The organism is Plantactinospora sp. DSM 117369 (genome assembly GCF_053764795.1).
Genome location: NZ_CM132446.1, coordinates 9604652 through 9630651, shown reverse-complemented (window position 1 = coordinate 9630651; position 26000 = coordinate 9604652). Strand labels below are relative to the sequence as shown.

Annotated in this window: 22 protein-coding genes; 16 read left to right on the top strand and 6 right to left on the bottom strand. The window is 72.7% G+C overall.

Annotated elements, in window-relative coordinates:
• Positions 1 to 48: 48 nt before the first annotated feature.
• From ACSMXO_RS41385 to recD2, 5 genes are all read right to left on the bottom strand, one after another.
• Positions 49 to 627: a CGNR zinc finger domain-containing protein gene (locus tag ACSMXO_RS41385; protein WP_455416098.1), complete on the bottom strand. Its 579-nt coding sequence runs from the start codon at positions 625 to 627 to the stop codon at positions 49 to 51.
• An 87-nt stretch (positions 628 to 714) separates the two neighbouring features.
• Positions 715 to 3204, bottom strand: coding sequence for a sigma-70 family RNA polymerase sigma factor (locus tag ACSMXO_RS41380; RefSeq protein ID WP_455416097.1), 2490 nt, complete (start codon positions 3202 to 3204; stop codon positions 715 to 717).
• On the bottom strand, positions 3185 to 4039 hold the full coding sequence (locus ACSMXO_RS41375; protein WP_346262621.1) for a serine protease family protein: 855 nt from the start codon (positions 4037 to 4039) through the stop codon (positions 3185 to 3187). The genes ACSMXO_RS41380 and ACSMXO_RS41375 overlap by 20 nt, the downstream gene beginning before the upstream one ends.
• 6 nt (positions 4040 to 4045) lie before the next feature.
• Positions 4046 to 4351 carry a CU044_2847 family protein gene (locus ACSMXO_RS41370; RefSeq protein WP_346262622.1) on the bottom strand — a complete coding sequence of 102 codons (306 nt, stop codon included), beginning with the start codon at positions 4349 to 4351 and terminating at the stop codon, positions 4046 to 4048.
• A gap of 171 nt (positions 4352 to 4522) precedes the next feature.
• Entirely contained in the window at positions 4523 to 6733 is a 2211-nt protein-coding gene (gene recD2 / locus ACSMXO_RS41365) for an SF1B family DNA helicase RecD2 (protein ID WP_455419428.1), read from the bottom strand.
• Positions 6734 to 6940: 207 nt separating this feature from the next.
• Between recD2 and ACSMXO_RS41360 the strand changes: the two genes are divergently transcribed.
• From ACSMXO_RS41360 to ACSMXO_RS41295, 14 genes are all read left to right on the top strand, one after another.
• Entirely contained in the window at positions 6941 to 7243 is a 303-nt protein-coding gene (locus tag ACSMXO_RS41360) for a hypothetical protein (protein WP_346262623.1), read from the top strand.
• Between the two features lie 80 nt (positions 7244 to 7323).
• Positions 7324 to 8199, top strand: coding sequence for an ATP-binding cassette domain-containing protein (locus ACSMXO_RS41355; RefSeq protein WP_455416096.1), 876 nt, complete (start codon positions 7324 to 7326; stop codon positions 8197 to 8199).
• Entirely contained in the window at positions 8199 to 8801 is a 603-nt protein-coding gene (locus ACSMXO_RS41350) for a hypothetical protein (RefSeq protein ID WP_455416095.1), read from the top strand. Before ACSMXO_RS41355 ends, ACSMXO_RS41350 begins: the two co-directional genes overlap by 1 nt.
• A 127-nt stretch (positions 8802 to 8928) precedes the next feature.
• A complete protein-coding gene (locus tag ACSMXO_RS41345; protein ID WP_455416094.1) occupies positions 8929 to 9930 on the top strand; it encodes a fibronectin type III domain-containing protein in 1002 nt (333 codons plus the stop codon).
• 264 nt (positions 9931 to 10194) lie between these two features.
• Entirely contained in the window at positions 10195 to 11226 is a 1032-nt protein-coding gene (locus ACSMXO_RS41340) for a LuxR C-terminal-related transcriptional regulator (RefSeq protein WP_455416093.1), read from the top strand.
• Positions 11223 to 12284 carry a hypothetical protein gene (locus ACSMXO_RS41335; protein ID WP_455416092.1) on the top strand — a complete coding sequence of 354 codons (1062 nt, stop codon included), beginning with the start codon at positions 11223 to 11225 and terminating at the stop codon, positions 12282 to 12284. Before ACSMXO_RS41340 ends, ACSMXO_RS41335 begins: the two co-directional genes overlap by 4 nt.
• A 150-nt stretch (positions 12285 to 12434) precedes the next feature.
• Entirely contained in the window at positions 12435 to 13466 is a 1032-nt protein-coding gene (locus tag ACSMXO_RS41330) for a LuxR C-terminal-related transcriptional regulator (protein ID WP_455416091.1), read from the top strand.
• Positions 13467 to 13515: 49 nt separating this feature from the next.
• Positions 13516 to 14559, top strand: coding sequence for a hypothetical protein (locus ACSMXO_RS41325; protein WP_455416090.1), 1044 nt, complete (start codon positions 13516 to 13518; stop codon positions 14557 to 14559).
• 117 nt (positions 14560 to 14676) lie between these two features.
• Positions 14677 to 17019 carry an endopeptidase La gene (gene lon, locus ACSMXO_RS41320; protein ID WP_455416089.1) on the top strand — a complete coding sequence of 781 codons (2343 nt, stop codon included), beginning with the start codon at positions 14677 to 14679 and terminating at the stop codon, positions 17017 to 17019.
• Positions 17020 to 17296: 277 nt separating this feature from the next.
• Complete coding sequence (locus ACSMXO_RS41315) at positions 17297 to 19198, top strand: ABC transporter ATP-binding protein (protein WP_346262632.1); 1902 nt, start codon at positions 17297 to 17299, stop codon at positions 19196 to 19198.
• Positions 19199 to 19315: 117 nt separating this feature from the next.
• A complete protein-coding gene (locus tag ACSMXO_RS41310; RefSeq protein ID WP_455416088.1) occupies positions 19316 to 19822 on the top strand; it encodes a hypothetical protein in 507 nt (168 codons plus the stop codon).
• A gap of 339 nt (positions 19823 to 20161) precedes the next feature.
• On the top strand, positions 20162 to 20536 hold the full coding sequence (locus ACSMXO_RS41305) for a hypothetical protein (protein WP_455416087.1): 375 nt from the start codon (positions 20162 to 20164) through the stop codon (positions 20534 to 20536).
• A gap of 190 nt (positions 20537 to 20726) precedes the next feature.
• The gene (locus ACSMXO_RS41300; protein ID WP_455416086.1) at positions 20727 to 21254 is read left to right on the top strand and encodes a hypothetical protein; all 528 of its coding nucleotides are present in this window, start codon (positions 20727 to 20729) and stop codon (positions 21252 to 21254) included.
• A gap of 74 nt (positions 21255 to 21328) precedes the next feature.
• Positions 21329 to 22498, top strand: coding sequence for a MalY/PatB family protein (locus tag ACSMXO_RS41295; RefSeq protein WP_455416085.1), 1170 nt, complete (start codon positions 21329 to 21331; stop codon positions 22496 to 22498).
• A gap of 16 nt (positions 22499 to 22514) precedes the next feature.
• On the opposite strand, the gene ACSMXO_RS41290 is transcribed toward ACSMXO_RS41295, so the two are convergent.
• Positions 22515 to 24035, bottom strand: coding sequence for a hypothetical protein (locus tag ACSMXO_RS41290; protein WP_455416084.1), 1521 nt, complete (start codon positions 24033 to 24035; stop codon positions 22515 to 22517).
• Positions 24036 to 24087: 52 nt separating this feature from the next.
• Here ACSMXO_RS41290 and ACSMXO_RS41285 point away from each other — a divergent pair, with 52 nt between their 5' ends.
• Positions 24088 to 24900, top strand: coding sequence for an alpha/beta fold hydrolase (locus tag ACSMXO_RS41285; protein ID WP_455416083.1), 813 nt, complete (start codon positions 24088 to 24090; stop codon positions 24898 to 24900).
• A gap of 327 nt (positions 24901 to 25227) precedes the next feature.
• Positions 25228 to 25923 carry a C39 family peptidase gene (locus ACSMXO_RS41280; RefSeq protein ID WP_346263881.1) on the top strand — a complete coding sequence of 232 codons (696 nt, stop codon included), beginning with the start codon at positions 25228 to 25230 and terminating at the stop codon, positions 25921 to 25923.
• The last annotated feature ends 77 nt before the right edge of the window (positions 25924 to 26000 follow it).

Here is a 26000-nt window from a genome sequence, read left to right as displayed (position 1 = left end):
GAGGCCGCCGCCAGGGCACGAGGCCGCCGCCAGGGCACCGAGGACGGGTCAGCCAGCGGCGCCGGAGCGGGCGGCCGACCGGCCGGCCCGGTAGGCGCGCATCTTGGCCCGGCTGCCGCAGATGCTCATCGTGCACCAGCGGCCCCGTCCGGCCGGGCTGTGGTCGTAGTACACCCACTGGCAGCGGTGCGCCGCGCAGGCTTTCAGCCGGGGCCAGGTGCCGGCGGTGGCGGCGTTCAGGATCGCGGCCGCCACGCCGGCGATGAGCGCCGCCGACCCGCCGAGCCCGGCCATCGGGATCGCCCGCGCCGCGCCGGTGCGGTCGATGGTGAGCAGCAGCGGGGACGTGGCGAGGGTGTAGCGCAGCGCGGCGGCGGACGCGGCCGGCACCTCGCTGCCGGCGTGCCCCCGGCAGGCGTCCCGCAACGCCTCCCGGAACCGCCTCGTCTCGGTCACGTCGGAGTCGGTGAAGCTGAGTCCGGTCGTGCCGTGCGCGGCGGCGAAGGCGGTGAGTTCGGCGATCGTACGCAGCCGGTCGCAGCCCGCCTCGATATCGACAGTGTTCAACAGATCCTGCACCAGTGCTAGCGGTCCGGGTGCGGGAGCACGGTCACCGGGCTGCCTCATGGCGCCACCGTACGCACCCGGCGCCAGATACGGAAACGCCTGTCGATATGTTTTGCGCCGTCGAGTCCGGGACCACTCCTTCGGCCGTTATCGCGTGGCGCAGTCGGCGGGCAGCGGACCGAGGGTGTCCACGCCCTCAGGTGCCCCGTCGTCGCAGCTCAACGTCGTACGCAACCGGTCCACCCGGCAGCGTACGGCGTCCAGCAGCCGGACCGACTCGGCGACCCGGTCCCGTTCGGTGGGGGTGGCCCGGACCAGCAGCTCGGCCACCTGCCGGTGCTGCCCGTCGAGAAAGGCGTCCACCGAGTCCAGTGCCGCCGGGTCCCGCCGCCGGACGGCCGAGGTGGTGAGCAGCCAACTGCCCTGCCGGATGTCGTCGTCCACGCCGTCCAGCAGGGCGCCGAGGTCCTCCCCGCTGTCGCGGTGGGCGCTCGCCTCGTCCAACCGGGACCGCGCGATCCCGAGGAGCAGCCGGCCCTGGTTCGGCGCCGAGGCGGCCGGCTCCGGTTGGACCGGTGCGCCGGAGCGGTCCAGCGCGTACACCGGACGGGCCGGGCGGGTGCTCCCGTCTCCGGCCGGGCGGGTGCTCCCGTCTCCGGCCGCAAGTGCGGAGACGGCGATCGTGACGACGCCGAGGCTGGCCACGACGGCGTCCCGGCCCCGGGCCCGGCCCCGTCTCCACCCCCGGCCGCGGCGGCCCTTGGCGTTCTGCCCGGCCCGCCCCGTCACGACGATCCGGGATCCGCTCCGTACCGCACCGCCGGGCGTGCCCGGTGCGGCGCCGTCGGCTCCGGCCATCGTGACCGCCGCTCCGCCGACGATCGCCAGCAGCATGCTCCGCAGCCGGGCGTCCGAGTCCGGCGTGAGCAGTGAACCCTGGTCAACCTTCCCCAACGGCCCGCCGTGGCCCCAGGTCGGAGTCGGGGCGTACGCGCCGCTCTGTTCGGGTTGAAGAGGGTTCAGCGGTGGCGGGCAGGCGATCGGGTGCTGTGGGCACGGCGCAACAGCGCCGCTGGACCGCGTGGTCGGGATGGCCCGGAGCTGGAGCCCGAGCACGATGAGCCGGTCGGCACCGTGCACGACGCCCCGGCCGGCGGCCGACCCGCTGTCCTCGCCGTCGCCCCGGAAGAGATCGGGCGGGCTGGGGCGGAGCAGCTTGCGCAGCAGGTACCGGGCCCGGTGCACCCGCCGCCGAGTAACGTCCGGCCAGGGCGGTGGCGGGCCGGGCGGCAGCAGTCGGGTGAGCGCGCGGACGGCCCGGTGCTGTACGGCCCGGACCCGGCTCTCGGTCTGCCCCATCGCCCGCGCGGTCTCCGCCACCGAGAGGGCCTGGAGGAACCGGAGGACGAGGCAGTCCCGCTGCTCGGCGTCGAGTCGCCGGACCGCGGTCAGCAGGGGACCGTTCACCAGCTCCGCGCCGCTGTCCCGGGCCGGGTGGTCCGGGTCGTCGACCGGCGGCAGCGGCCGGTCGTCCGGTGGGTGGTCGGCCAACACCTGGCGGGCGGTGCCGATCAGCCAGGCGCCCAGCTCGCGGTCGGGACCGGTGAAGGTGTCGATCCGGTGCAGCACCCGGCGTACGGCGGTCGAGGTCAACTCGTCGGCGAGCCGCCGGTCGCCGACCCGGTAGTAGACGAACCGGAAGACGCTGTCCAGATACCGGTCGACGACCAGGTGGTACGCCTCCGGCACGCCCTCCCGGGCCGGGTCGGGCGGGGGCGCGGGCGGCCGGCCCGGGGTGACGGCGACCGGCCGGGCGGCGACCGGGAGCGGGGTGGCGGGGCTCGCCGCGCGCAGGTCGGCGTACCGGTCCTCGGCGGTGGCCAGTTTCTCGCGCAGCCGTACGGCCTCCGGATGGGTGGCGGGCAGCCGGGCGGTCAGGTGCTGGCCGGCCAGCTCCATCACCTCGATCGCCGACTCCACCAGGTCGAGCCGTCGGCGCCGCATCGCCAGCGCGAACTGGGTCTCGGCGAGGTCCCGCAACTCCTCGGCGGTACGCGGCGGATCGGTGGCGGACCGCTCGATCGCCTGCATGGCACTGGCTTCCGCGCTGGCCAGCAGGTCGGCCGGCCACTCCGCCGGACGCTCGGTGCTGATCGCGGCGGTCAGCGCGGCGGTCGCGTGCCGGGCGGCCCGGCCGGACTCGCCGGTCTCCAGGCAGAGGACGGCCAGGTTGGCGTGCAGTTTCGCGCTGGTCACCGAGAGCCGGTCGGTGGTGCGCAGGGCCAGGTCGAGCAGGAGCGCCGCCCGGTCCCGCTCGCCCCGGGCCGCCGCCAGGATCGCCCGGACGTTCTCGGTGGCCAGCCAGGCGTCGCTGCCCCGGGTGGTCCGCCAGGCCGCCCAGTCGAGCAGCCGTCCGGCCTCGGCGTGCAGGCCGAGCCGGGTGAGCAGCATCGCGAGCCGGTGCACGGCACCCGGGTTCCGCTTCGCGTCGAAGGCGGCCAGCGAGGTTACCGCCGGCCGGAGCAGGTCGAGCCCGGCCCGTCCCCGGTTCGGCCGCCGCAACGCCGCCTCGGCCTCCGCGATGGCCCGGGGCAACACCTCGTCGAGTACGAGTTCGTCAGGTGCGGATTCGGTCACGGTTGCTCCTGGCGATCCAGTACCGGAGGGTCCGATCCAGGACCTTGTGCAGAAAACGGCGGGCCTTCCGGCGCCCCAGCAGGCCCCGGCTGATCATGCGGTCGAGCTGGTCGCCCATCACGTTGATTTCCCTGAGCTCCTGGGTCAGCGCGACCGGTTCGGCGTCGGACGCCCGTTGCAGTGCCCGGGTGTTCTCCTGGGCCAGCCGCCGGGCGTCGGCGAGGACGTCGAGTTCGGCGAGGGCGTACTCGGCCTGCACCGCGATCAGCACGTTGGTGGCGTCTCCGGAACGGTTCCACTTCGGTGCCTGCTCGACGAGCATGCCGAGTACGACCGGCGGGCCGGGCTCGTCGGACGGGCGCGGTACCCGTTCGACCGGACCGCCGCTGTAGCCGTGGTAGTCGCCGAGTTCCTGTTCGACCTTGAGTTCGAGGGCGGCGATCTCACCGCCACCGGCGCACCGGTGCCGGAGGTCGGCGTTGAGCACCGAGCCCGTCAACCGGTGCGGGCTGGCCTCGGGTCGGGCCGGTGCCACCCATCCGTCGTTGTCCGCGGCCCTGGCCAGGACCGGCCGGACCACCGCCCGGGGCGGCGTGCCGGTGACGCAGATCAGACCGAGGTCGTCCCGCTGCGCGATCCGCACCACCCGCCCGTCGACCGTTCCGCTGCCGGCCAGGGTCATCCGGACCGGCTCGTCCTCGGCCAGCCTGGAGAGGCAGTGCCCGGCGGTGATCACCCAGTGGCTGCTGACCAGGAACCCGACGGTGTATCCGGGTGGTGCGTCGGGCTTGTCGCGCGGACGGATCCTGACCAGGTACGAGTTCCGCGACTCCACGACGGCTCAGGCACGTTCGATGGTGAGGGTGACCTCGAACGAGACCTCCGCCGACGCGCGCGTGACCACGACACCGCCGCTGGTGGCGAGGCTGAGACCGAAGGTCGAGGTCACGTTCGACACCCGGAATCCGGTGTCGTCGGGTTCGGTGTCCACCGACTCGCGCAGCATCCGGGAGATGTCCCGGACGGCGGTGCCGATCTCGTCGGCGCGTTCCTGTAGCAGCGTCGTGAGTCGGCGACTCGGCCCGATCTGGCGGAGACCGGCGTCGTCCGTCGGGAAGACCTCGACTCTGACCGTTGTGTTCGACATGTATTCCGTCCGGTGACAGGGGGACACTCGGGCCGCTGCGGCGGGCGTACGCCGGACGGCAAGAGTCCTAACGAGACATCGATGCGGCGGAGACGCTGTCGAATGGTGTATCAGCGGGTCTTATCCGGATTTTTGCAGGTCTATCCGCTGAGACTGGGCGGGTGATTCACGTCACAGGGCGGGTTGGAGCGAGCTCGGGCCGCTCAGGCGGTGAGTGAGTGCGGTGTGCCGGCGACCGGTGCCGGCGGTGCGGACCGCGATGGCCAGCGCCTTGCGCGACCCGGCCAGTACCACCAGCTTCCGGGCCCGGGTCACCGCCGTGTAGAGCAGGTTCCGTTGCAGCATCGTGTAGGAACTCATCGTCACCGGTATCACCACCGCCGGATACTCGCTGCCCTGCGACCGGTGCACCGTGATGGCGTACGCGTGTTGCAGCTCGTCGAGCTCGTCGAAGTCGTACCCGATCTCCTCGGCCTCGTCGGTGCGGACGGTGAGCTTCCGGTCCTCCACCGACAGTTCGGTGACCACCCCGACGGTGCCGTTGAAGACCCCGGCGGCGCCCTTGTCGTAGTTGTTCCTGATCTGGATGACCTTGTCGCCGACCCGGAAGATCCGCGCACCGTGCCGGCGCTCCGGCTGCCCCTCCCGGTACGGCGAGATCGCCTGTTGCAGTGCGGTGTTCAGGCTGCCGGCGCCGGCCGGCCCCCGGTGCATCGGGGTGAGCACCTGGATGTCCCGGGGACGCAGGCCGAACCTGCGCGGCACCCGGCGGGCGACGATGTCCACCACCAGTTCGGCGGTGGCCTCCGGCTCGTCCACCGGAAAAAGGAAGAAGTCGGGATATTCGCCGAGCAGCGGCGACTGGCCGGCATTGATCCGGTGCGCGTTGACCACCACTCCGGACTTCTGCGCCTGCCGGAAGATCTTCGTCAACCGGACCCGGGGGATCGACTCGGCGCCCAGCACGTCCCGGAGCACCTCGCCGGCACCGACCGAGGGCAACTGGTCGACGTCGCCGACCAGCAGCAGGTGCGCGCCGGGCGCGACCGCCTTGACGAGCTTGTTCGCCAGGATCAGGTCGAGCATCGACGCCTCGTCCACCACCACCAGGTCGGCGTCGATCGGGTTGTCCCGGTCGTGCGTCGGGTCGCCGCCGGGCCGCAGTTGCAGCAGCCGGTGTACGGTCGCGGCCGGATATCCGGTCAATTCCGTCATCCGTTTCGCGGCCCGGCCGGTCGGCGCGGCCAGCACTATCTTCGCGCCCTTGGCGGCAGCGAGTTTGATCACCGACGAGACGGTGAACGACTTGCCACAGCCGGGTCCGCCGGTCAGCACCGCGACCTTCGAGGTCAGCGCGAGCCGGACCGCGGCCTCCTGCTCCGGGGCCAGGTCGGCACCGGTCCGGGTACGCAGCCAGGCCAGCGCCTTCGCCCAGTCCACGCTCGCGAACGCCGGCATCCGGTCGCTGTGGTGCCGCAGCAGCCGGAGCAGGCTGGCCGCGAGCGCGGACTCGGCCCGGTGGAACGGCACCAGATATACCGCCGGGATCGTGCCGCCCTCGCTGCTCGGGTTCGGCACCGCCTCCCGGACCACGCCCTCGTCGGCCGCGAGGTCGGCCAGGCAGTCCCGGACCAGCTCGACGGGGACCCCGAGGATCTCGGCGGCGTCCGCCACCAGATTCGGTTCGGGCAGGTAGCAGTGCCCGGCGTCGGCGGCCTCGGAGAGGGTGTACTGGATGCCGGCCCGGACCCGCTGCGGACTGTCGTGCGGGATGCCGACGGCCTGGGCGATGGTGTCGGCGGTCTTGAAGCCGATCCCCCAGACGTCGGCGGCCAACCGGTACGGCTCGTTGCGGACGATCGAGATCGACCCGTCGCCGTACTTCTTGTAGATGCGTACGGCCAGTGAGGTGGAGACCCCGACGCCCTGGAGGAAGACCATCACCTCCTTGATGGACTGCTGCTCGATCCAGGCGGCAGCGATCAGCTTCGTCCGCTTCGGACCGAGCCCGGGGACCTCGACCAGCCGCCCGACCTCCTCCTCGATCACCCGCAGGGTGTCGACGCCGAAGTGCGCGACGATCCGTTCGGCCATCTTCGGCCCGATCCCCTTGATCAGCCCAGAGCCGAGGTACCGCTCGATGCCCTGCACCGTCGCCGGCAGCACCGTCGTGTACGACTGCACCTCGAACTGCCGCCCGTACTTCGGGTGCGAACTCCAGCGCCCGACCAGCCGTACGCTCTCGCCGGGCTGCACCCCGAGCAGCGAGCCGACCACGGTGAGCAGGTCGGACCCGGTCCGTTCGGTGGCGAACCGGGCGATGGTGTAACCGGTCTCCTCGTTGGCGTAGGTGATCCGTTCCAGCACCGCCTCCAGCACCACCCCACCCGGCGGCCGGTCGGTGGGTCGGCGCTCGGCGGTCGGCGCCTGCCGTACGGCGGTCGGCGCCTGCTCTCCGGTCACCGGAGCATCATGCAACACAGCCGTGCCACCCGATGCCCAGCCGCCACCCTGAGCCCGCTGTCCCCGGCAGTCGCCACCTCGGTCGATCCGCGCCCGTCGCGGGGCGACCCGGCTTAGCGTGAGGCCATGGACGACGGGGAGCGGGCCCTGGTTATCGACGGTGAGCTGCACGAACTCCTGGTGATGCTGGCCAACGCCCGGGGCGAGACGGTCGGCGAGACCGCCACCCGCCTTATCGAGGCGGAGTTCGACCGGATCAACCCGGGGATGCTGGACGACATCCGCCGCCCCGGCGCGGCGATCAAGCGCTTGTACGCGGCGACCGGCCGGCCGGTTCCGCCGGCCTTCCAGCAGATGGTCGACCGCGAGTTCGGTGGCGCCGCCGGGCTGCGTGAACTCGACGAGACCGGCGAACTCCAGCGGATGTAGCCGCGCTGCGGGATCGCGACCACCGGGGAGGGGGATCCGCTGTCCCCGGTGGCGCGGCGGGCCGGGTAAGAATGGCCGGGATGATCGAGGCCATCGAACTGACGAAGCAGTACCGGCGGGTCCGGGCCGTGGACGGAGTGACCTTCTCCGCCGTACCGGGCCGGGTGACCGGATTCCTCGGGCTGAACGGCTCGGGCAAGACCACCACCCTGCGGATGCTGCTCGGGCTCAGCCGGCCGACGTCCGGCCGGGCGCTGGTCAACAAGCGGCGGTTCCGCGATCTGGCGTACCCGCTGCGGCAGGTCGGCGCCGTCCTTGAACAGGGCGTCAGCCATCCCGGCCAGACCGGCCGGGCCCACCTGGTCACCCAGGCCGTCCTGGCCGGCGCCGGCCGGTCCCGGGTCGACCACCTGATCGAGTACGTGGGATTGGCGCACGCCGCCGACCAGCGCACCGGCGACTACTCGCTCGGCATGCGGCAGCGGCTCGCGGTGGCCACCGCGCTGCTGGGCAGCCCGCCGGTGCTGGTGCTCGACGAGCCGGCGAACGGGCTCGATCCGGAGGGGATCGCCTGGCTGCGCGAGCTGCTGCGCGACCACGCCCGGGCAGGTGGCACCGTCCTGATCTCCAGCCACCTGCTCGCCGAGCTGGCCCAGCTCATCGACGACGTGGTGATCATCGCCAGGGGGCGGGTCAGGTGCGCCGCCCCCCTCGCCGAGCTGTACGGCGGCGCCACCCGCCGGCTGCGGATCCGGGGCCGTGACCCCCGGCGGCTGTGGCAGGCGTTCGAGCGGGCCGGCGGCCGGGTCAGTGCGGACGGGTACGTGCTGGAGGTGGTGGGCCTCTCCCCGGAGGACGCGGGTGAGATCGCCTTCGAGGCGCGGGTGCCGATCTACGAGCTGACCGAGGACGCCCCGAACCTCGAACAGATCTTTCTCAACCTGGCGGCGGCCTGATGATCGCACTGGTCCGCAGCGAGCTGTACCGGATGGCCACGATCCGGTCGAGCTGGGTCTCGATCGCCGTGTTCAGTGTGCTGGGTGCGCTCTTCGGCGCGGTGAACGTGGATGCCTGGGCGTTGCTGGCCGGGATGGGCGCGTTCGGCCTCGCTGTGTTGGGCGTGACCCAGCACTTCCAGCACCGTACGGCCGTGCTGCTCTATCTGGCCCGACCGGCTCGACTGCTCACCCTGCTCGGCCAGGTGGTGGCCAGCGTGATCGTGGCGGTCGGGTTCGCCGCCGTCAGCGGGGTGACCGTGCTGGCCAAGGGCGACCTGACGCAGTACCGGAACACCCTTACCCTGGTGCCGGTGATGGCGGTCTTCGGCGCCGCCAACGCAGCGGTGGTACGCCGCCCCACCTGGCTGTTCCTCGGGTACGCCGGCTGGTTCGTCTTCGTCGAGGGACTACTCGGCCGGCTCTCCGCGCCGCTGCCGTTCTCCGCGTTCCTGGGCGCCGGCGGCGGTGACCGGACGAGCCTGCTGATCGCCGCCGCCTGGACCGCGCTGGCCCTGGCCGCCGCCGCGATAGCCACCCGCCGCGACCTCAGCACCGACTGACCACCACCGCTGCGGCAGACCCCTTGAGTATTGGCCGGGTGGGGGATCCTGGGCGCCTATCCATCGTTCACGATGAATACCCCGACGTCCGGCGCCCCGGCGTCGGTAGTCGAGAGCGAGGATTCCCGTGCGCAGTCGTCCGTCCCGACCGGCCCGCCGCTGGACCCGTACCCTGATCCTGCCCTTCCTCGTCGTCACCCTGGCCGGCACCGCCGGCACCGCGTACGCGGCGGAGGACACCGAGCCGCCGAGCGCCCCCGGCCCGATCACCGTCGTCGGCACCACCGCCACCTCCGTCCAGCTCGGCTGGGCCGCTTCCGCCGACAACGTCGGGGTGGTCGAGTACCACGTCTCGCAGATCTTCACCGACATCGCGATGCTGCACCGGACCGCCACCAACAGCATCGTGGTCACCGGAATGCTGCCGTCCCGGACGTACACCTTCGGGGTCTGGGCCCTGGACGCGGCGGGCAACCGTTCGACGGCGCCGCCGATGCTGCGCTTCACCATGCCGCCCGGGGACGGCCAGCCGCCGACCGCACCCACGTCGCTTTCCGTGGGAGCGGTCGGGGAGACCACCGTCGGCCTGAGCTGGGGTCCGTCCACCGACAACGTGCTGCTCGCCCAGTACGAGGTGCTGTCGCTCACCCTGACCGGCAACACCGTGGTCGGACGGGTCTACCTGCTGCCACCCGCCTATCCCAGCACCAGCACCACCGTCTCGGGGCTGGCGCCCCGCACCACCTACCGGTTGGCGGTGCGGGCGGTGGACGAGGCGGGCAATCCCTCGGCGCTGTCCAACGTGGTGACCGTGACCACGGGGCCGGCGCCGACCTGCGCGGTCTCCTACTACCGCCGGGGCCCGGAGACCTGGATCTCGGTCCGGAACATAGCCCCGACCACGGTCGACGGGTGGACGCTGTCCTGGGGGCTGCCGGATTCGCAGCGCATCGCCGCGATCTGGAACGCGGCCCTGGTCGGCCACACCGGCGGCGTCGTCACCGCCCGGAACCTCAACTGGAACGCGGTGATCGCGCCGGGCGTCGCGGTGACCATCGGGTACCTCGCCGCCGGGACCTTCCCACCCAGCGGTATCGCGCTGAACGGCCAGCCCTGCCAGGCCGGATAGCGGCACCCCGGGTAGCCGGCGCTGGCCGTCGGCCCGGTACGGGTGGAGGGCGCGCCGGAGCGTGCGCGCCCTCCACGACCACTGCGCCGCCGGGGCCGCCGTCCGTCTCCGGGCCGGTTCCCCGGATCCGGCTACCGCGTGTCCTGTGGTGCCGACCGGCGTTTACCAAGGTAATCGCACCTGTGCCGGTGCTGTCGATTGACAGGACTGCCGATATGAGGAGGAGCGTCCGACCGCATGTGCCAAGGGTCGGGATGCTGACCGGTGGGGCAACTGCCACCGTACGCCGCGGAGATCGCCGCTCAGGTCGAGCGGGTGGCGTCGTCGTCAGCCGGCGTCGACGAACAGGTGGCTGAACTCTTCACGGTGCTGCGTCGGCTGGTCCCGTACGAGGCGGGAGCGCTCCAGGTGCTGGATCCGGAGCGCTACGGGCTCGAAACGGTGTGCGCCGTCGGCTACGACGAAGCGATCATGGAGCACCTGCACAGTCCCGAGCACTACCAGGACGTGGAACAGCTCGGACTCGGCCCTGACCGCGGCCCGGTCCTGGTTCGGGACGCCCTGGTGACGGCGCCCGAAATCTGCTCTTGGACCGAGCACTTCGCGCCGGCCGGCTTCCAGGACGGCATCGGCGTCGCGTTGTTCAGCCAGGACGGCCGGCAGGTGGGTGCACTGGGTCTGCACACGGAGGCCACCGAACATCCGACCGACGAGGCCCGCGACTTCCTCGGCCTGCTGGCACCGTTGATCGCCGAGGCGGTCGATCCGATGCGGTCCGTCGCCGCGCTGTCGACGGTCGTCACCGCCGCGGTCGCGGGGGTGGTGCTGACCCGTGGCGGTGACGTGCTTCCGCTGCCGGGACTACCGGACCACCCGCAACTCCGGCCCGGCTCGGCGGTGCTCGCCGCCGCGGCCGAGAGCCTGGCCGAGGAGGAGCCGCACGCCGCGTTCCTCTGCCACGGCGACCCGGAGGTGGGGGATCGCGGGTTCGCCCGGATCACCGTTTTGGCGTGCCCGCAGCACGTACCGGCGTACCTGCGTGCCGTGGTGCTGCTCTCGCCCCCCGGTGAGCTGCGCGGGCTGACCCGGCGGGAACTGGAGATCCTCGGCCTGCTCATCGACGGCTGCTCCAACCGGCGGATTGCCAACACCCTGGTGATCGCCCCGCGCACGGTCGCCGCACACGTCGAACACATCCTGGCCAAACTGGCGGCCCCGTCCCGGACCCTGGCAGCCGTACGCGCGTTCCGGCAGGGCCTGTACCTGCCGCGGTCACTGACTCGGAGCAGAAGATGACGCGTTCCCAGTCGCTCACCCACCTCCTCCACGCGGCGGCGGCGGTCGCCGCGAGTCCGGTCGGCGCCGACCGTCCGGGGCAGTGGCTCTCGCTGCTGCGCCGGGTGGTCCCGTACGACGCCGCCTGGCTCTCCCTCTTCGACGAGCGGGACCAGTTGTTCTCCGAGGTCGCCAGCACCGGGTACGACGACCGGATCCGGAACTACTTCGGCACCCGGGAGGTGGTGCGGCAGGCCGAGCAGGCGGGGCTGACCGAGTCGCCCGTCCCGCAGCGCGGCCGGGACCTTCCGGTGCCGGCGACCGAGTATCCGGTCTGGAGCGACTACTACCTTCCGGCCGGATTCCGGGAGGGGCTGGCGGTCGGCCTCTTCACCCGGGACCGCCGGCACGTCGGCATGCTCGTGCTGAGCACCCAGGACGCGGACCATCCCACCGACGTGCAGCGGGACCTGGTCGGGGTACTGGCACCACGGATCGCCACCACCCTCGACCCGTTGCGGTCGCTGTCGGTACTGGCGAGGGTCGTCCACCAGGCCGTCGCCGGGGTGGTGCTGACCCACGCGGGCGACACGCTGCCGCTCTGCGGCCTGCCCGGGCATCCGCTGCTGGCGGTGGGTTCGACGCTGCTCAGAGTGGTCGGCGAGCACGCGCCCGGTGGCGGCGGCTCGATCTCGTTCCTCTGGCCCGCCCGGTCGCCCCGGCGGCCGTCGTGCCGAGTTGGTGGCGCCAGGGACGCGCGGGACGGATTGTTCCGGGTCACGGTGCTGGGCTGCACGACCGCGCCGGCGCCGCTGGTCGGGGTGGTGATGCTCGCTCCGCTGCCGGGTGGGCGGTGCCCGGTGGACCGTCGCGAGCTGGTGGTCCTGGGGCTGCTCCTGGCGGGCTGGACGGACGAGCGCATCGCGGTCGGCCTCGACCTCCCGCTCGCGGCGGTCGCCGAGGCGGTGGAGCGGAGCCTCGCGGTCCTCCAGGCCCCGGACCGGCACGTCGCCCTGCTCCGGGCGGCCCGCCGGGGCTGGTTCATCCCACACCTGCCGGGGACGGCGCCACTGGGTTGAGCACCATTCGTGTCCGGTGCCGTTTCCGGGGGCGGCGCTCGCCGTTCTCTTAGGTAACCGCGTCGGTGCGGACGGTGGATTGACAGGACTGCCGATACGGCGAGGAGTGGATCATCATGCGGGCGACGGCTCGGGGTACCGGTATGGGGGATGGTTGACCTGCCACCCGGTGCCGCCGAGGTCGTGGCCGATATGGAGCGGATCGCGGCGCTACCGGGAGATGTGCGGGACCGGGTGCCGGAACTGCTGAAGGTGCTGCACCGGCTGGTGCCGAGCGGCGGCTCCATGGTGCACGTGCTCAATCCGGAGCGTCGGGAGTTCGAGGGGATGGGCGAGTCCGGCTACACGGAGGCGGCTCTCGCCTTCATGCGCGGGTCGGACCACTACCGGGAGATGGAGTTGCTCGGCATGGACCGGGACCGCCCGCCGATGTGCGTACGCGATGCGCCCGTGCCGCCGGGCGAGTTGCAGTCCTGGGCGGAGTACCTGGAGCCGGCGGGCTATCGGGAGGGGGTCGGCCTCACCCTGTTCAGCCGGGACGGGCGCCACCTCGGGTTGATCACCCTGCACACCGACGACCCGGGGCAGCCGAGCGACGAGGTCCGGGACTTCCTCGGGCTGCTCACCCCGATGATGGCCGAGGCCGTCGACCCGATGCGGTCGATCGTCACGCTCTCCAGGATCGTCGCCGACGCGGAGTGCGGCGTGGTGCTGACCCGGGCCGGCAACGTACTGCCGCTGCCCGGGCTGCCGGACCACCCGCTGCTCCGGGTCGGGTCGGCGGTGTTGGAGGTGGCGGCGGCGGGGCTGCGCGAGGGGCACGTGCACAACTCCTTCCTGTGCCCGTACCCGGCGGCGGACGATCCCGGCGGCCACCTCCAGGTGACCGTGTTGCCCTGCCCGACGTCGGCCCCGGCCCACCTGCTGGCGGTGGTACTGACCTCTCCCGCCGGGGACCTGCGCGGCCTGACCCGGCGGGAGTTGGAGATCCTCGGCCTGCTCGTCGACGGCTGGTCCAACCAGCGGATGGCGAACCAGTTGGTGATCACCCAACGGACCGTCGCCGCGCACATAGAACACATCCTGGACAAGATGGCTGCTCCGACCCGTACCCTGGCCGCCGTCCGCGCGCTGCGCCTGGGCCTGTACGTCCCCCAGCCCCTCGCCCGGACCCGACGCTGACCCCGTCCCGCGCCGGGGTACCGGCCCGTCCGCCGACGAAGGTTCCCTGATGACCGCTCCGCCACCGCCCCCGTCGAACATCATCCGCGACCTGGCCGAGATCGCCGGGGCTCCGGGGCACGACGGTCAGGCGGCCGAGTTGCTCGCCCGGATCAGCCGGGTGGTGCCGGCCCAGGCCGCCTGGCTCGCCCTGCTCGACGACCGGCACCGCCGGTACACCGAACTGGCGAGCTTCGGTTACGACACCCGGATCCGGAACTACTTCGGCTCCGTGGCGCTGCTGGAGCAGGTCGAACTGGTCGGGCTGGCCAGCTCACCCGTGCCGCAGCGGGGCCGGGACTCGCCGGTGCCGCTGGCCGAGTTGCCGGTCTGGGGCGACTACTACTTTCCGGCGGGATTCCGGGAGGGGGTCGCGGTCGGGCTGTTCACCCCGGAGCGCCGGCACATCGGGATGCTCGTCATGTGCACCGACGACCCCGACCATCCGACCGATGCCGAGCGGGACCTGGTCGCGGCGTTGGCTCCCCAGGTCGCCGCCGCCGTCGACCCGGTACGGACCCTGGCGGTGCTGGCCCAGGTCGTCCGGGACGCCCAGGCGGGGGCGGTGCTGACCCGCACCGGCGCGGTGCACCCACTGCCCGGCCTGCCCGGGCACCGGCTGCTCGCCCCGGATTCGGCGCTGCCCGGCGTAGCCCTGCACCAGGCCACCCACTGTGGCGGCTCCGCCTCGTTCCTCTGGCCGGTCTGCGTCGCGGGGGAGGAGCGCGACGACCGGTCGGGGCTGCTCCAGGTCGCCGTGCTGGGCTGTCCGACCGCTCCGCCGTCCGTGGCCGGGGTGCTGGTGCTGTCCCCGCTGTCCGGCGGCCGGTCGGTGCTGACCCGCCGGGAACTGGTGGTGGTCGGTCTGCTGCTGGAGGGGTGGTCCGACCGGCGCATCGCCGTCGGCCTGGACCTGCCGGTCGGCACCGTCACCGAGACCGTCGCGCGGGTCGTGGCCGGGCTCGACGCCCCGGACCGGCACACCGCGCTGCTCCGGGCCGCCCGGCGCGGCTGGTTCATCCCGCCCTGCGCCGGCCGGGCCCCGCTGGGCTGACCGTCCGGTCCGGTCGAGTACTCCGGATCGTCGTAGTGGTCTGGATCACAAGCCGGAACATGGGGCACCGTTTGTTACTTGAGTCGTACAAGCTCAACTAACGATGGCAGGTGTGTGATGGCAACTCTTCCGGTTCTTCCTCTGACCGACGCTGTCCTGCTGCCCGGCATGGTCATCCCGGTGACCCTGGACGCGACCACCCAGGCAGCGGTGGACGCCGCCCGGGCCACGGGCGACAAGAAGCTTCTGGCCGTGCCCCGGGTCGACGGGGAGTACGGCTCCATCGGCGTCATCGCCACGATCGAGAAGGTCGGCCGGCTGCCCAGCGGCGAACCCGCCGCCGTGGTGCGCGGGCTGTCCCGGGCCCGGATCGGCTCCGGTGTGCCCGGCCCCGGCGCGGCCCTCTGGGTCGAGACCGTGGAGGTCACCGAGCCGGCACCGGCCGGCCGGGCCAAGGAACTCGCCCGGGAGTACCGGGCACTGGTGACGTCACTGCTGCAACAGCGCGGCGCCTGGCAGGTCATCGACGCGGTCGAGCGGATGACCGACCTGACCGAACTGGCCGACTCGGCCGGCTACGCGCCCTGGCTCACCCTGGAACAGAAGATCGAACTGCTGGCCGCACCGGACGTGACCGCCCGGCTGGAACTGCTGGTCGGCTGGGTGAAGGCGTACCTGGCCGAGCAGGAGGTCACCGAGCGGATCAACACGGACGTCCGCGAGGGGCTGGAGAAGTCCCAGCGGGAGTTCCTGCTCCGCCAGCAGCTCGCCGCGATCCGCAAGGAACTGGGCGAGGACGAGCCGGACGGCTCGGCCGACTACCGGTCCCGGGTCGAGTCCGCCGACCTGCCCGACAAGGTACGCGAGGCGGCACTGCGCGAGGTCGGCAAGCTGGAGCGGGCCAGCGATGCCTCCCCGGAGGCGGGCTGGATCCGTACCTGGCTGGACACGGTGCTGGAGATGCCGTGGAACACGCGTACCGAGGACAACACCGACCTGGTGCAGGCCCGGCAGGTGCTGGACGCCGACCACGCCGGCCTGGCCGACGTGAAGGACCGGATCCTGGAGTACCTGGCGGTGCGCAACCGGCGCGCGGCCCGCAACCTCCAGGTGGTCGGCGGCCGTGGCTCGGGCGCGGTGCTCGCCCTCGGCGGCCCGCCCGGAGTCGGCAAGACCAGCCTCGGCGAGTCGGTCGCCCGGGCGCTGGGTCGGAAGTTCGTCCGGGTATCCCTGGGCGGCATACGGGACGAGGCCGAGATCCGTGGCCACCGCCGGACGTACGTCGGCGCGCTGCCCGGCCGGATCGTCCGGGCGCTGCGCGAGGCGGGCTCGATGAACCCGGTCGTGCTGCTCGACGAGGTCGACAAGATCTCGGCGGGGTACGCCGGTGATCCGGCCGCCGCCCTGCTGGAGGTGCTGGACCCGGCGCAGAACCACACCTTCCGGGACCACTACCTGGAGGTCGACCTCGACCTGTCGGACGTGCTCTTCCTGGCCACCGCCAACGTGGTGGAGGCGATCCCCGGCCCGCTGCTGGACCGGATGGAGCTGGTGACGCTCGACGGCTACACCGAGGAGGAGAAGGTCGCGATCGCCCGGGACCACCTGCTGCCCCGGCAGATCGAGCGGGCCGGACTGACCGCCGACGAGGTGAGCGTCTCGGACGAGGCGCTGGGCCGGATCGCCGCCGAGCACACCCGCGAGGCGGGGGTACGCCAGCTCGAACGCGCGCTGGCGAAGATCCTGCGCAAGGTCGCGGTCGCGCTGGCCTCGACCGAGGGTCCGGTACGCGTCGACACCGACAACCTGGCCAGCTACCTGGGGCGGCCGAAGTTCACGCCGGAGTCGGCGGAGCGGACGGCGGTGCCCGGAGTGGCGACCGGGCTGGCGGTGACCGGTGCCGGCGGCGATGTGCTGTTCATCGAGGCGACCAGCATGGAGGGCGAGCCGGGGCTGACCCTGACCGGGCAGCTCGGCGACGTGATGAAGGAGTCGGCGCACATCGCGCTCTCCTACCTCCGGTCGAACGGCCGGGCGTTGGGGCTGGACCCGAACGCGCTGGCCGGGCGGCGGATCCACCTGCACGTACCGGCGGGTGCGGTGCCCAAGGACGGGCCGAGCGCCGGCATCACCATGGTCACCGCGCTGGCCTCGCTGGCCAGCGGCCGGCCGGTACGCCCGGAGTTCGGCATGACCGGCGAGGTCACCCTCTCCGGCCGGGTACTGCCGATCGGCGGGGTGAAGCAGAAGCTGCTCGCCGCGCACCGGGCGGGGCTGACCGAGGTGATCATCCCGGCCCGGAACGAGCCGGACCTGGACGACCTGCCCACCGAGGTCCGGGAGGCACTGACCGTGCACACCCTGGCCGACGTGGCGGACGTACTGGCGCTGGCCCTGCGGCCGGCGGACGACCCGGGGCTGCTCGACACCGCCGACGGCCCGGCGCTGGCCGCCGCCTGACCTGACCCGACAACCACCGACGGGCCGCCCGCGATGCGCGGGCGGCCCGTCGCCGTCTCCGCCGCCGGGCCCTGCCGTCCGCGCCGCCGGGCCTTCAGGCCGGCGGCGCCGCCGGGTGGCGGTGGTATCCGGCCACGGTCGCCTGGCCTGCGGGTGCCAGTAACGGGTACCGGCCCGACGATTCCGCCGGACGTTGACCTCGATATTGCTTGAGGTCCTAATGTCGGTGGGCGCCGGTAGGGTCCGGGCGACTCGGTGTTCACGGAGGGTGCCAGCGATGGATATGGAAGTCACGGCGTGGAACTCGTTGTACCACGCGATGCACGCCCAGCAGGACAGGCGCCCGTTCTCCATGGCCACGCTCCGCCGCATCGCCGGCTTCGCCCGGCCACACCGCCGGCGACTGACCCATTATCTGCTGCTCAGCGTGGTGATGGCGGTGCTCGCGGTGGCCACGCCGGTGCTGGCCGGCCGGGTGGTCGACGGGATCGTCGGCGGCGGGAGCACCGACCTGGTGGTCGGGCTGGCCGTGCTGATCGGAGTCGTCGCGCTGGCCGAGGCCGGCCTGGCGCTGCTGACCCGCTACCTCTCGGCGAGCATCGGCGAAGGGCTGATCCTCGACCTGCGTACGGCGGTCTTCGACCACGTGCAGAAGATGCCGGTCGCCTTCTTCACCCGGACCCGCACCGGCGCCCTGGTCAGCCGGCTCAACAATGACGTGATCGGCGCGCAGCGGGCGTTCTCCGACACCCTCTCCGGGGTGGTCGGCAATCTCGTCACGTTGCTGCTCACCCTGGTCGTGATGATCGGGATCTCCTGGCGGATCACCCTGCTCGCACTCGTGCTGCTGCCGGTCTTCGTGCTGCCGGCCCGCCGGATGGGCACCCGGCTGGCCCGGCTGGAGCGCGAGGCCGCCAACCACAACGCGACGATGAGCACCCAGATGACCGAGCGGTTCTCCGCGCCCGGGGCGACCCTGATCAAGCTCTTCGGCCGGCCGGCGGAGGAGTCGGCCGAGTTCGCCGACCGGGCCCGCCGGGTCCGCGACATCGGGGTACGCACCGCGATGGTCCAGTCGGTCTTCATCACCGCACTCACCCTGGTCTCGGCGCTGGCGCTCGCCCTGGTGTACGGCCTCGGTGGCTTCTACGCGCTGCGCGGCCAACTGGAGCCGGGTGCGGTGGTCGCGCTCGCCCTGCTGCTGACCCGGCTCTACGCCCCGCTGACCGCGCTGGCCAGCGCCCGGGTCGAGGTGATGAGTGCGCTGGTCAGCTTCGAGCGGGTCTTCGAGATCCTCGACCTCAAGCCGCTGATCACCGAGAAGCCCGACGCGGGCCGAGTGCCGGACGGGCCGGTCTCGGTCGAGCTGGACGGGGTGACCTTCGGCTATCCGTCGGCCGACAAGGTCTCGCTGGCCTCGCTGGAGGAGGTGGCGACCCTGGACACCCGGGGCGGGGTCGACGTGCTGCACGACGTGTCGTTCCGGGTGGAGCCGGGCGAACTCGTCGCCCTGGTCGGCTCCTCGGGGGCCGGCAAGTCCACCATCGCCCAGCTCGTACCCCGGCTCTACGACGCCGACTCCGGTGCCGTACGCCTGGCGGGACAGGACGTCCGGGACCTCTCCGCCGACTCGATCCGGGACACCCTCGGCCTGGTCACCCAGGACGGGCACCTGTTCCACGACACCATCCGGGCCAACCTGCTGCTGGCCCGGCCCGGGGCGACCGAGGAGGAGCTGTGGGACGTGCTGCGCCGGGCCCGGCTCGCGGACCTGATCGAGGGACTGCCCGACGGGCTCGACACCGTGGTCGGCGAGCGCGGCTACCGGCTCTCCGGCGGCGAGCGGCAGCGGCTGACCATCGCCCGGCTGCTGCTGGCCCGGCCCCGGGTGGTGATCCTGGACGAGGCGACCGCACACCTCGACTCCACCTCCGAGGCGGCGGTGCAGGCGGCGCTCGGCGAGGCGCTGGCCGACCGTACGGCATTGGTGATCGCGCACCGGCTCTCCACCGTACGGGCCGCCAACCAGATCCTGGTGGTGGAGGAGGGCCGGATCGTGGAGCGCGGCACCCACGACGAACTGCTCGCCGCCGGTGGCCGCTACGAGGAGCTCTACCGGACCCAGTTCGAGCAGGACGAGCGGCCCCGGGCTGAGGAGGAGGCGCTGGTCGCCGGCTGACCGCCGCGACGCGGTGACGGTGTGGGGGACGGGTGCTCGACCGGTTCGTCGCCGAGGAGGTGCACGGCACCGGGGGTGGCATGGCAGACCGGCGCGGCCCGACCCGACAATGGTGGGGTGACAGCCGAGCCATCCCGACCCGTGTCGTCTGCCGGATCGGTTCCCGCCCAGCCGGCGCCGCCGGAGATCGCACCGGAGGTCGTGCCGGAGACCTCGCCGACCCCCGAGACCTCGCCGCCGGAGGTACCGGCCACTCCCGGTGCGCCGGACGCCCCGGCCACCGCCGAGGCGCCGACTTCGCACCCCGCGACGCCGACACCTGCGGCGCCCGAGCCGGCGTCGGCCCCGACCGACGAGGGGGCGTCGAGGTCGTCGGGCGACGGCTCGGCCAGTCCGACCAAGGTCCGGATCGACACCCCCGGCGCCACCATCGAGATCGAGGCGAACGAGTCGCTGGCCGAGGTGGTGGCGACCGCGCTGCGGCTGTTCCACGAGGCCGGCGGCTGGCCGCAGGTGAACAGCCGGGCCGCCGGGTTCGCCCAGGCAGAGCGCCGGGAAACCTATCCGGTGCAGCCGAGCTCGATGCCGTACGGACCGGGGTCATATCCCGTACAGATGCCGTAACCGACGGGTGCGGAGGTACGCGGGCCGAGCCGCCGTGGTGGTGCCGGATCCGGCGGTGATCGCCCACCCGCGGCGGATATCCGCTCGCGGGGTGGGTCGGCCCGGCCGCCGTGCCGCCGGCCCGTCACCGGTGCTTCAGGGCACGTCCCTGCCAGGCATGCGCGGCGAACGCTGACCCAGGGGCGGAGCCGGGCCCTTGTCACGGCCGCTCGCCGGCAGTCGGGCGCACAGGGCCGGGATGGAGCTTGGCGCGAGGATGAACCGGACGTCCTAGTTCGGCGTGTGACCAGACGAGGCCTCACACGCAATCACTTCCGACGATAGGAAGGACGAACGACGATGCCAACGGAACCATTACGCGCGGCGCGCGTGTGGGGAGCGGCCGTGCTGGTTGCCGGTGCCTTGCTGCTGGGGGCCGCCCCGGCCTCTGCTGAGCCGGTCGCGGGCGCCATCGCGACACAGCAGGCACCCACCATGCTGCGTCCGGTGTGTATCGGTCAGGAGATGTCGCTGAGCTGGACGGCCGTACCGGACGCATTCGGCTATCGGATCTTTGCCGACGGAGTCTGGGTATCCGGTACCCGCTCGACAATCGACGTCTTCTACGGCTGGGACCCGGACATAATCTGGAGCGTTCGCGCGATAGACCAGTCGGGGAACTACATCTCACCGATGAGCAACAGTGTGAGGGGTGGCTGCCAGGGCGCTGGCTGACAGTGCCGATCACGGGTAAAGGTCCGGGCCGGTCAGCCGACCAGTCCGGGCCTTTGCCCCGGCATTCTCGCGGGCGTTCGTCCGCCGGGAAACTCCATGTACCACGGGTAGCCGACTCTTCCCGGCCAGGATGGCAGGTGTGCACCGGCCGGGGCAGCGGGCCTGCCCTGATCGGGCGACAATCCCAGCCATGGGCTACACCCACTACTTCTCGTACCACCCCCGGAGCACGCCGTTTCTCGAAGCGTGGCCCCGGATGCGGGCCGACGCCGAGCGCATCCTCGACCGGGTGGCGGCGGCCGGCGTACGGCTCTGCCGGGATCCCTTCGAGGGAACGCTGCCACCGGAGTACGAGGTCATCGCCGTCAACGGCAGCGGCGAGGACGAGGAGGACGGTGAGCCGCTGGTGCTGGCGCCCCGCTGGCCCGGCTACCGCCACGAGAGCGCCGACGGCCGGGTGACCGGGTTCTGCAAGACCGGACGCCAGCCCTACGACCTCGCCGTCAGCGCCATCCTGCTCCGCTGCCACCGGTTGCTGCCGAACGGGTTCGCCATCCACAGTGATGGCGGCTGGGACGCCGAGTGGCGGGACGGGAGGCGGATGCCGCCTCCGGTGCTGCCGAGCGCCCGTGACCTCGTCGCCGAGCTGTTCGGCGACGAGACTTCCACCTGCCCGTTCGACCGCGACCGGGTGTTCGGCCCGGTCATCGACGGTTGACCGGGCCGAACCCGGATTGCGCCTGTCGGCCCGGGCCCCGGCAGCTGGAGTGCCTGGGCACGTACTGTGGCCTGGTGGGCAACCCCTTGCAGACCCTCTCCCTGGCCGACCTGCGGCGCCGTACCAGCGAGAAGTGGCGGCGGTACCCGCCGGACGTACTGCCGCTCTGGGTCGCCGAGATGGACGTGCCGCTCGCCGAGCCGGTCGCGCGGGCGCTGACCGAGGCGGTCGCGCTCGGTGACACCGGCTACCCGCCGGACGGTACGGACTACGCCTCGGCGCTCGCCGGGTTCGCCCGGGAACGCTGGGGCTGGGCCCCGAAGATCGAGCACACCCGGCTGGTCCCCGACGTGATGCTCGGCGTCGTCGAGATGGTCAAGCTGGTCACCGGGTACGGCGACGCGGTGGTGATCAACCCGCCCGTCTATCCGCCGTTCTACGATTTTCTCCGGGGCGCTGACCGGCGGGTCGTCGAGGCGCCGCTGAACGCGGAGTACCGGCTCGACCCGGACGCCCTGGCGGCGGCCTTCGCCGATGCCGTTGCCGGGGGCCGGCGGGCCGCCTACCTGCTGTGCAGCCCGCACAACCCGACCGGCACCGTGCACACCGCCGACGAACTCGCCATGGTGATCGAGCTCGCCGACCGGTACGGCGTACGCGTCGTGGTGGACGAGATCCACGCGCCGCTGATCTATCCGGGCGTGACGTTCCGGCCGTACCTCTCGATGCCCGGCGGTGAACGCGGCCTCGCGCTGTACTCCGCGTCGAAGGCGTGGAACCTGGCCGGGGTGAAGGCGGCGCTGGCGGTCGCCGGGCCGGCGGCCGCCGACGACCTGGCCCGGATGCCGAAGGTGGCCGGCGACGGTGCCAGCCATCTGGGCGCGCTCGCGCACACCGCCGCACTCCGCTACGGCGGCGGCTGGCTCGACGAGCTGCTGGCCGGGCTCGACCAGAACCGCCGGCTCCTCGGTGACCTGCTCGCCGAGCACCTGCCGCAGGTGCGGTACCGGCCGCCGGAGGGCACCTATCTCACCTGGCTGGACTGCCGGGGCCTGACCCTGCCGGTCGGCGACTCCGGTGCACCCGCCGACCCCGCGCAGGTGTTCCTGGATCGCGGCCGGGTCGCGTTGGTCTCCGGGCCGCTGTTCGGGACCGGTGGTGCCGGACACGCCCGGTTCAACCTGGCGGCCTCTCCGGAACTGGTCACGGAGGCGGTCCGCCGGATGGCCGCCGCACTGCGCTGACCGCCCTGGCGGCGGCTCAGAAGTCGCGCCAGTCGTCGAACCAGGTGTCGGCGAGATCCGCCGGTACGCCGGCCCGGTCGGCCAGGGCGAGGAACGCGTCCCCGGCCTGCTCGCGGTTGACGGTGTCGATGATCTCGTAGCGCTGCTCGATCCGGTTGAGCGCGTCGACGAGGGCCCGCAGGATCGGCTCGGCCGCCTCGACCCGCCCGGCGCCGTCGGCCGGCAGCCGGTCGACGGCCCGCAGCGCGGTCGCGTACGCCCGGCAGGCGGCCGTGCCGCCGCGCGGATCGTCATCGACCCAGTCCCGGAACGGGTTGCCGAAGTTTGCCTCCAGCCACGCGTCGGACTTCGCGCCTCGGAGCAGCAGCGCGACGCCGGTGCCCTGGTAGCGGGACCGCAGGGGAGCGACCACCGAGCGGCGCAGCCCGTCGACCTCCAGATGGCGCAGGGCCGGCAGCTCGGGCAGGGTGTCGGCGGCGCAGCCGAACCCGTCGAGCAGTTCGACGGCGTACAGCCGGGGCAGCGTCGCCAGCGGGTCGGCGTCGACCAGCAGGCCGGGCGCCTTCTGCCAGCTCAACAGGAGCGTCTCCAGGTCGGCCAGCTCGCCGAGCGACGCCGCCGAGATCACCCCGCCGCCGCGCAGCCCCAGGCGGCGTACGCCGTGCAGCCCGGCGGGGACCGGCACCGGAGTGTCGGTGACCTCGACGCTCAGGCTGATCCACCGCCCCCGCTCGGCCGCGTCGACGGTGGCCGGCACGCTGCCGGCGAGTCGGCAGCGCAGCAGGGTGGGCGGCAGCCGCAGGGTCCGCACGCCCGAGCCGTGCAGGGTGAGGTCGGTCAGGCTGCTGGCCGCGAGGTCGACCTCGGCCGGGGGATCGTGCCAGGTCAGGCTGGAGACGATCGGCCGGGCCGCGAGCGCCTCGGGCAACCCGCGGGCCGGGCCGCGCCAGGTCAGCGTGGTGCACCGGGGCAGCGCGTCGAGGCCGGCCCAGCGTACGTCGCCGGTCGGCGGCAGCAGGGCGGAGCCGGTGAGGTCGAGGCGCCAGGTGGCCGCGCCCATCGTCGCCGGCTCGCCGCCGAGGTCGACCTCGACCTGGCCCCGGGTCCGCGCCGCCCGGTATTCCGCCTTCACCCGCTCCGGCAGCCGCAGGTCCCACTCGCGCTGCCGGTAGACCTGGTCGGGCAGGTAGGACCAGCCGGCGTAGCTGGCCGAGGTCTCGGGCGCGCCGGGCCGGAGCGGCTGGTCACCGAGCCAGTCGAAGTCGAGCGGGACGGGGCCGTCCCGCCGCACGTTGATCGCCGCCACCCCGCCGTCGTGGCTGTGGTGCCGCAGGCGCAGCGGACCGGCTCCGGCGAGCTGCGCCAGGGTCGGCCGCTGCGCCGAATACCAGTCCAGGGCGTACGCGAGCAGAGTCTCGTCGCCGACGGAGACCACCTGGACGGCACCGTACCCGCCGCGCGGCAGCGTCAGCACCGCCACCGCGCCCGGCCGGATCCCGGCCCCGGTGGCGGCCTCACTGGTGGGAGTCTCCGACATCCGGCCATGCTATGTGGACGGTACGACAGCCCCCGGTGGCAGACTGCTCGGCATGACGGGTGGAGATCCGGCGGGCCGGGACCTGCGGGTGGCGCTCGGTGGGGGTACGGGCCAGCCGGTGCTGCTGCTGTTGCACGGGATGGGCGCGACCGGTGCCGTGTGGCGGGGCTGGGCAGAGCCGCTGGCCGACCGCTGGCCGGGCCGCTGGCTGGCGCCGGATCTGCCCGGGCACGGCGGCTCGGCCCCGCTCGACCGGTACTCCTTCGACTCCCTCGCCGCCGGCCTGGCCGGGCTGTTCGCTCCCGGTGACCGGGTGGTGGTGTTCGGGCACTCGCTGGGCGGTGCGGTCGGTCTGGCCCTGGCGGGGTGCGGGTCGGACGAGCCGACCGGTGCCGGGACCGGCTGGGCGGTCGAGGCGGTGATCGCGCTGGGTGTGAAGGTCGGCTGGACCCCCGACGAACTCGGCAAAGCCGCCGCGCTGGCCGGCCGCCCGGTGGCCTGGTACGACTCCCGGGCCGAGGCGGCCCAGCGGTATCTGCGGGTCTCCGGCCTGGTCGGCCTGATCGAACCGGACGATCCGGTGGTCGACGCCGGAATCGTGGCGACCGAGGACGGCCGCTGGCGGCTGGCGATGGATCCGGGCGCGTTCGGCGTCGGGGCTCCGGAGATGGGCGAGTTGCTGTCGGCGGTCTCCGCGCCGGTGCTGCTGGCTCGTGGCGAGCGCGACCCGATGGTCGGCGACGACCAGTTGGCCCGGTTCGGCGTGCCCTCGCGCACGCTGTCCGGTCTGGGGCACAACGCCCATGTCGAGGATCCGGAGGCGGTGCTGGCGCTGCTTGAGTCGTACGTCGATGTCCGGTCCTAGGCCGGGTGTCCGGTTTTTGGTCATGATCGAGTGGGTGGTGCGGGCGGATCGCGGAACACCGGGCCGCCGGCCACGGTTATACCTGGCGTACGTCCGCAGCAGCGGGCCCGGCCGATCCGGGCGGGTACGGATCTGTGGGCGGGCCGGTGCGTGACCCCGCCGGGGAATGGCGGGCCGCCGGTCACGGTTACATCCCCCTGGCACACCCGAGCAGGAGCATCCGCCGGGCCGGTGCCGATCCCCCCGAACCTTGTCTTCGGGTTTCTTTCCTTTCGACACACCGGGTCTTCCGGCGTTGTCGTACCCCCGGAATGGAAGGCGACCATCATGACTTTCGTCAGCCGATGGCTACCGGCCATCACCGAAACTCCGATCCGCAAGACCGCGCTGGGTATCGCCGGGCTCGCCGTCGTCGGCGGCGCGTTCGCCGGCCCCGCGATCGCGATGGACACCCCGAGCACCGGCTCGCCGACCGCCGCGTCGGTGACCGCCGACATCAAGGATCTCGACAAGCGGGCACCGTCGAAGGTCCTGGACTATCAGTACAAGGCGCAGGAGAACTTCTACTACTGCGCACCCGCCGCCACGAGGATCGCGCTGTCGGCGCAGGGGCACACCCCCAGCCAGGACGACGTGGCCAAGCAGCTCGGCACGACCGAGGCCGGTACGAACTCGGCCGAGGACACCACCCGGGTGCTGAACAAGGCCGGCGGTAGCGACTACAAGACCGTGGCGATCCCGGACACCACGGCCAAGCCGGCCGAGATGGACCGGCTCCAGGTCGACGTCGTCAAGGCCATCGACGCCAAGCGTCCGGTGGTGATGAACATCAAGGGCACCGCCACCGATGTCGACGGTACCCCGCACTCCTACGAGGGTGGGCACTACCTGACCGTCGTCGGCTACGACGACCACGGCCGCAAGGTCAAGATCGCCGACCCGGCCAACCCGAACCAGAGCGAGTACTGGATGAGCACCATCACCCTCGCCAACTGGGCCGCCGAACGCGGTTACTCCGCATAACGCACCAACCCGAAAGGGCCAGCCCCCACCCGGGGCTGGCCCTTTCGTCGTCTCCGGAGCACCGGCCGTACCCGGCA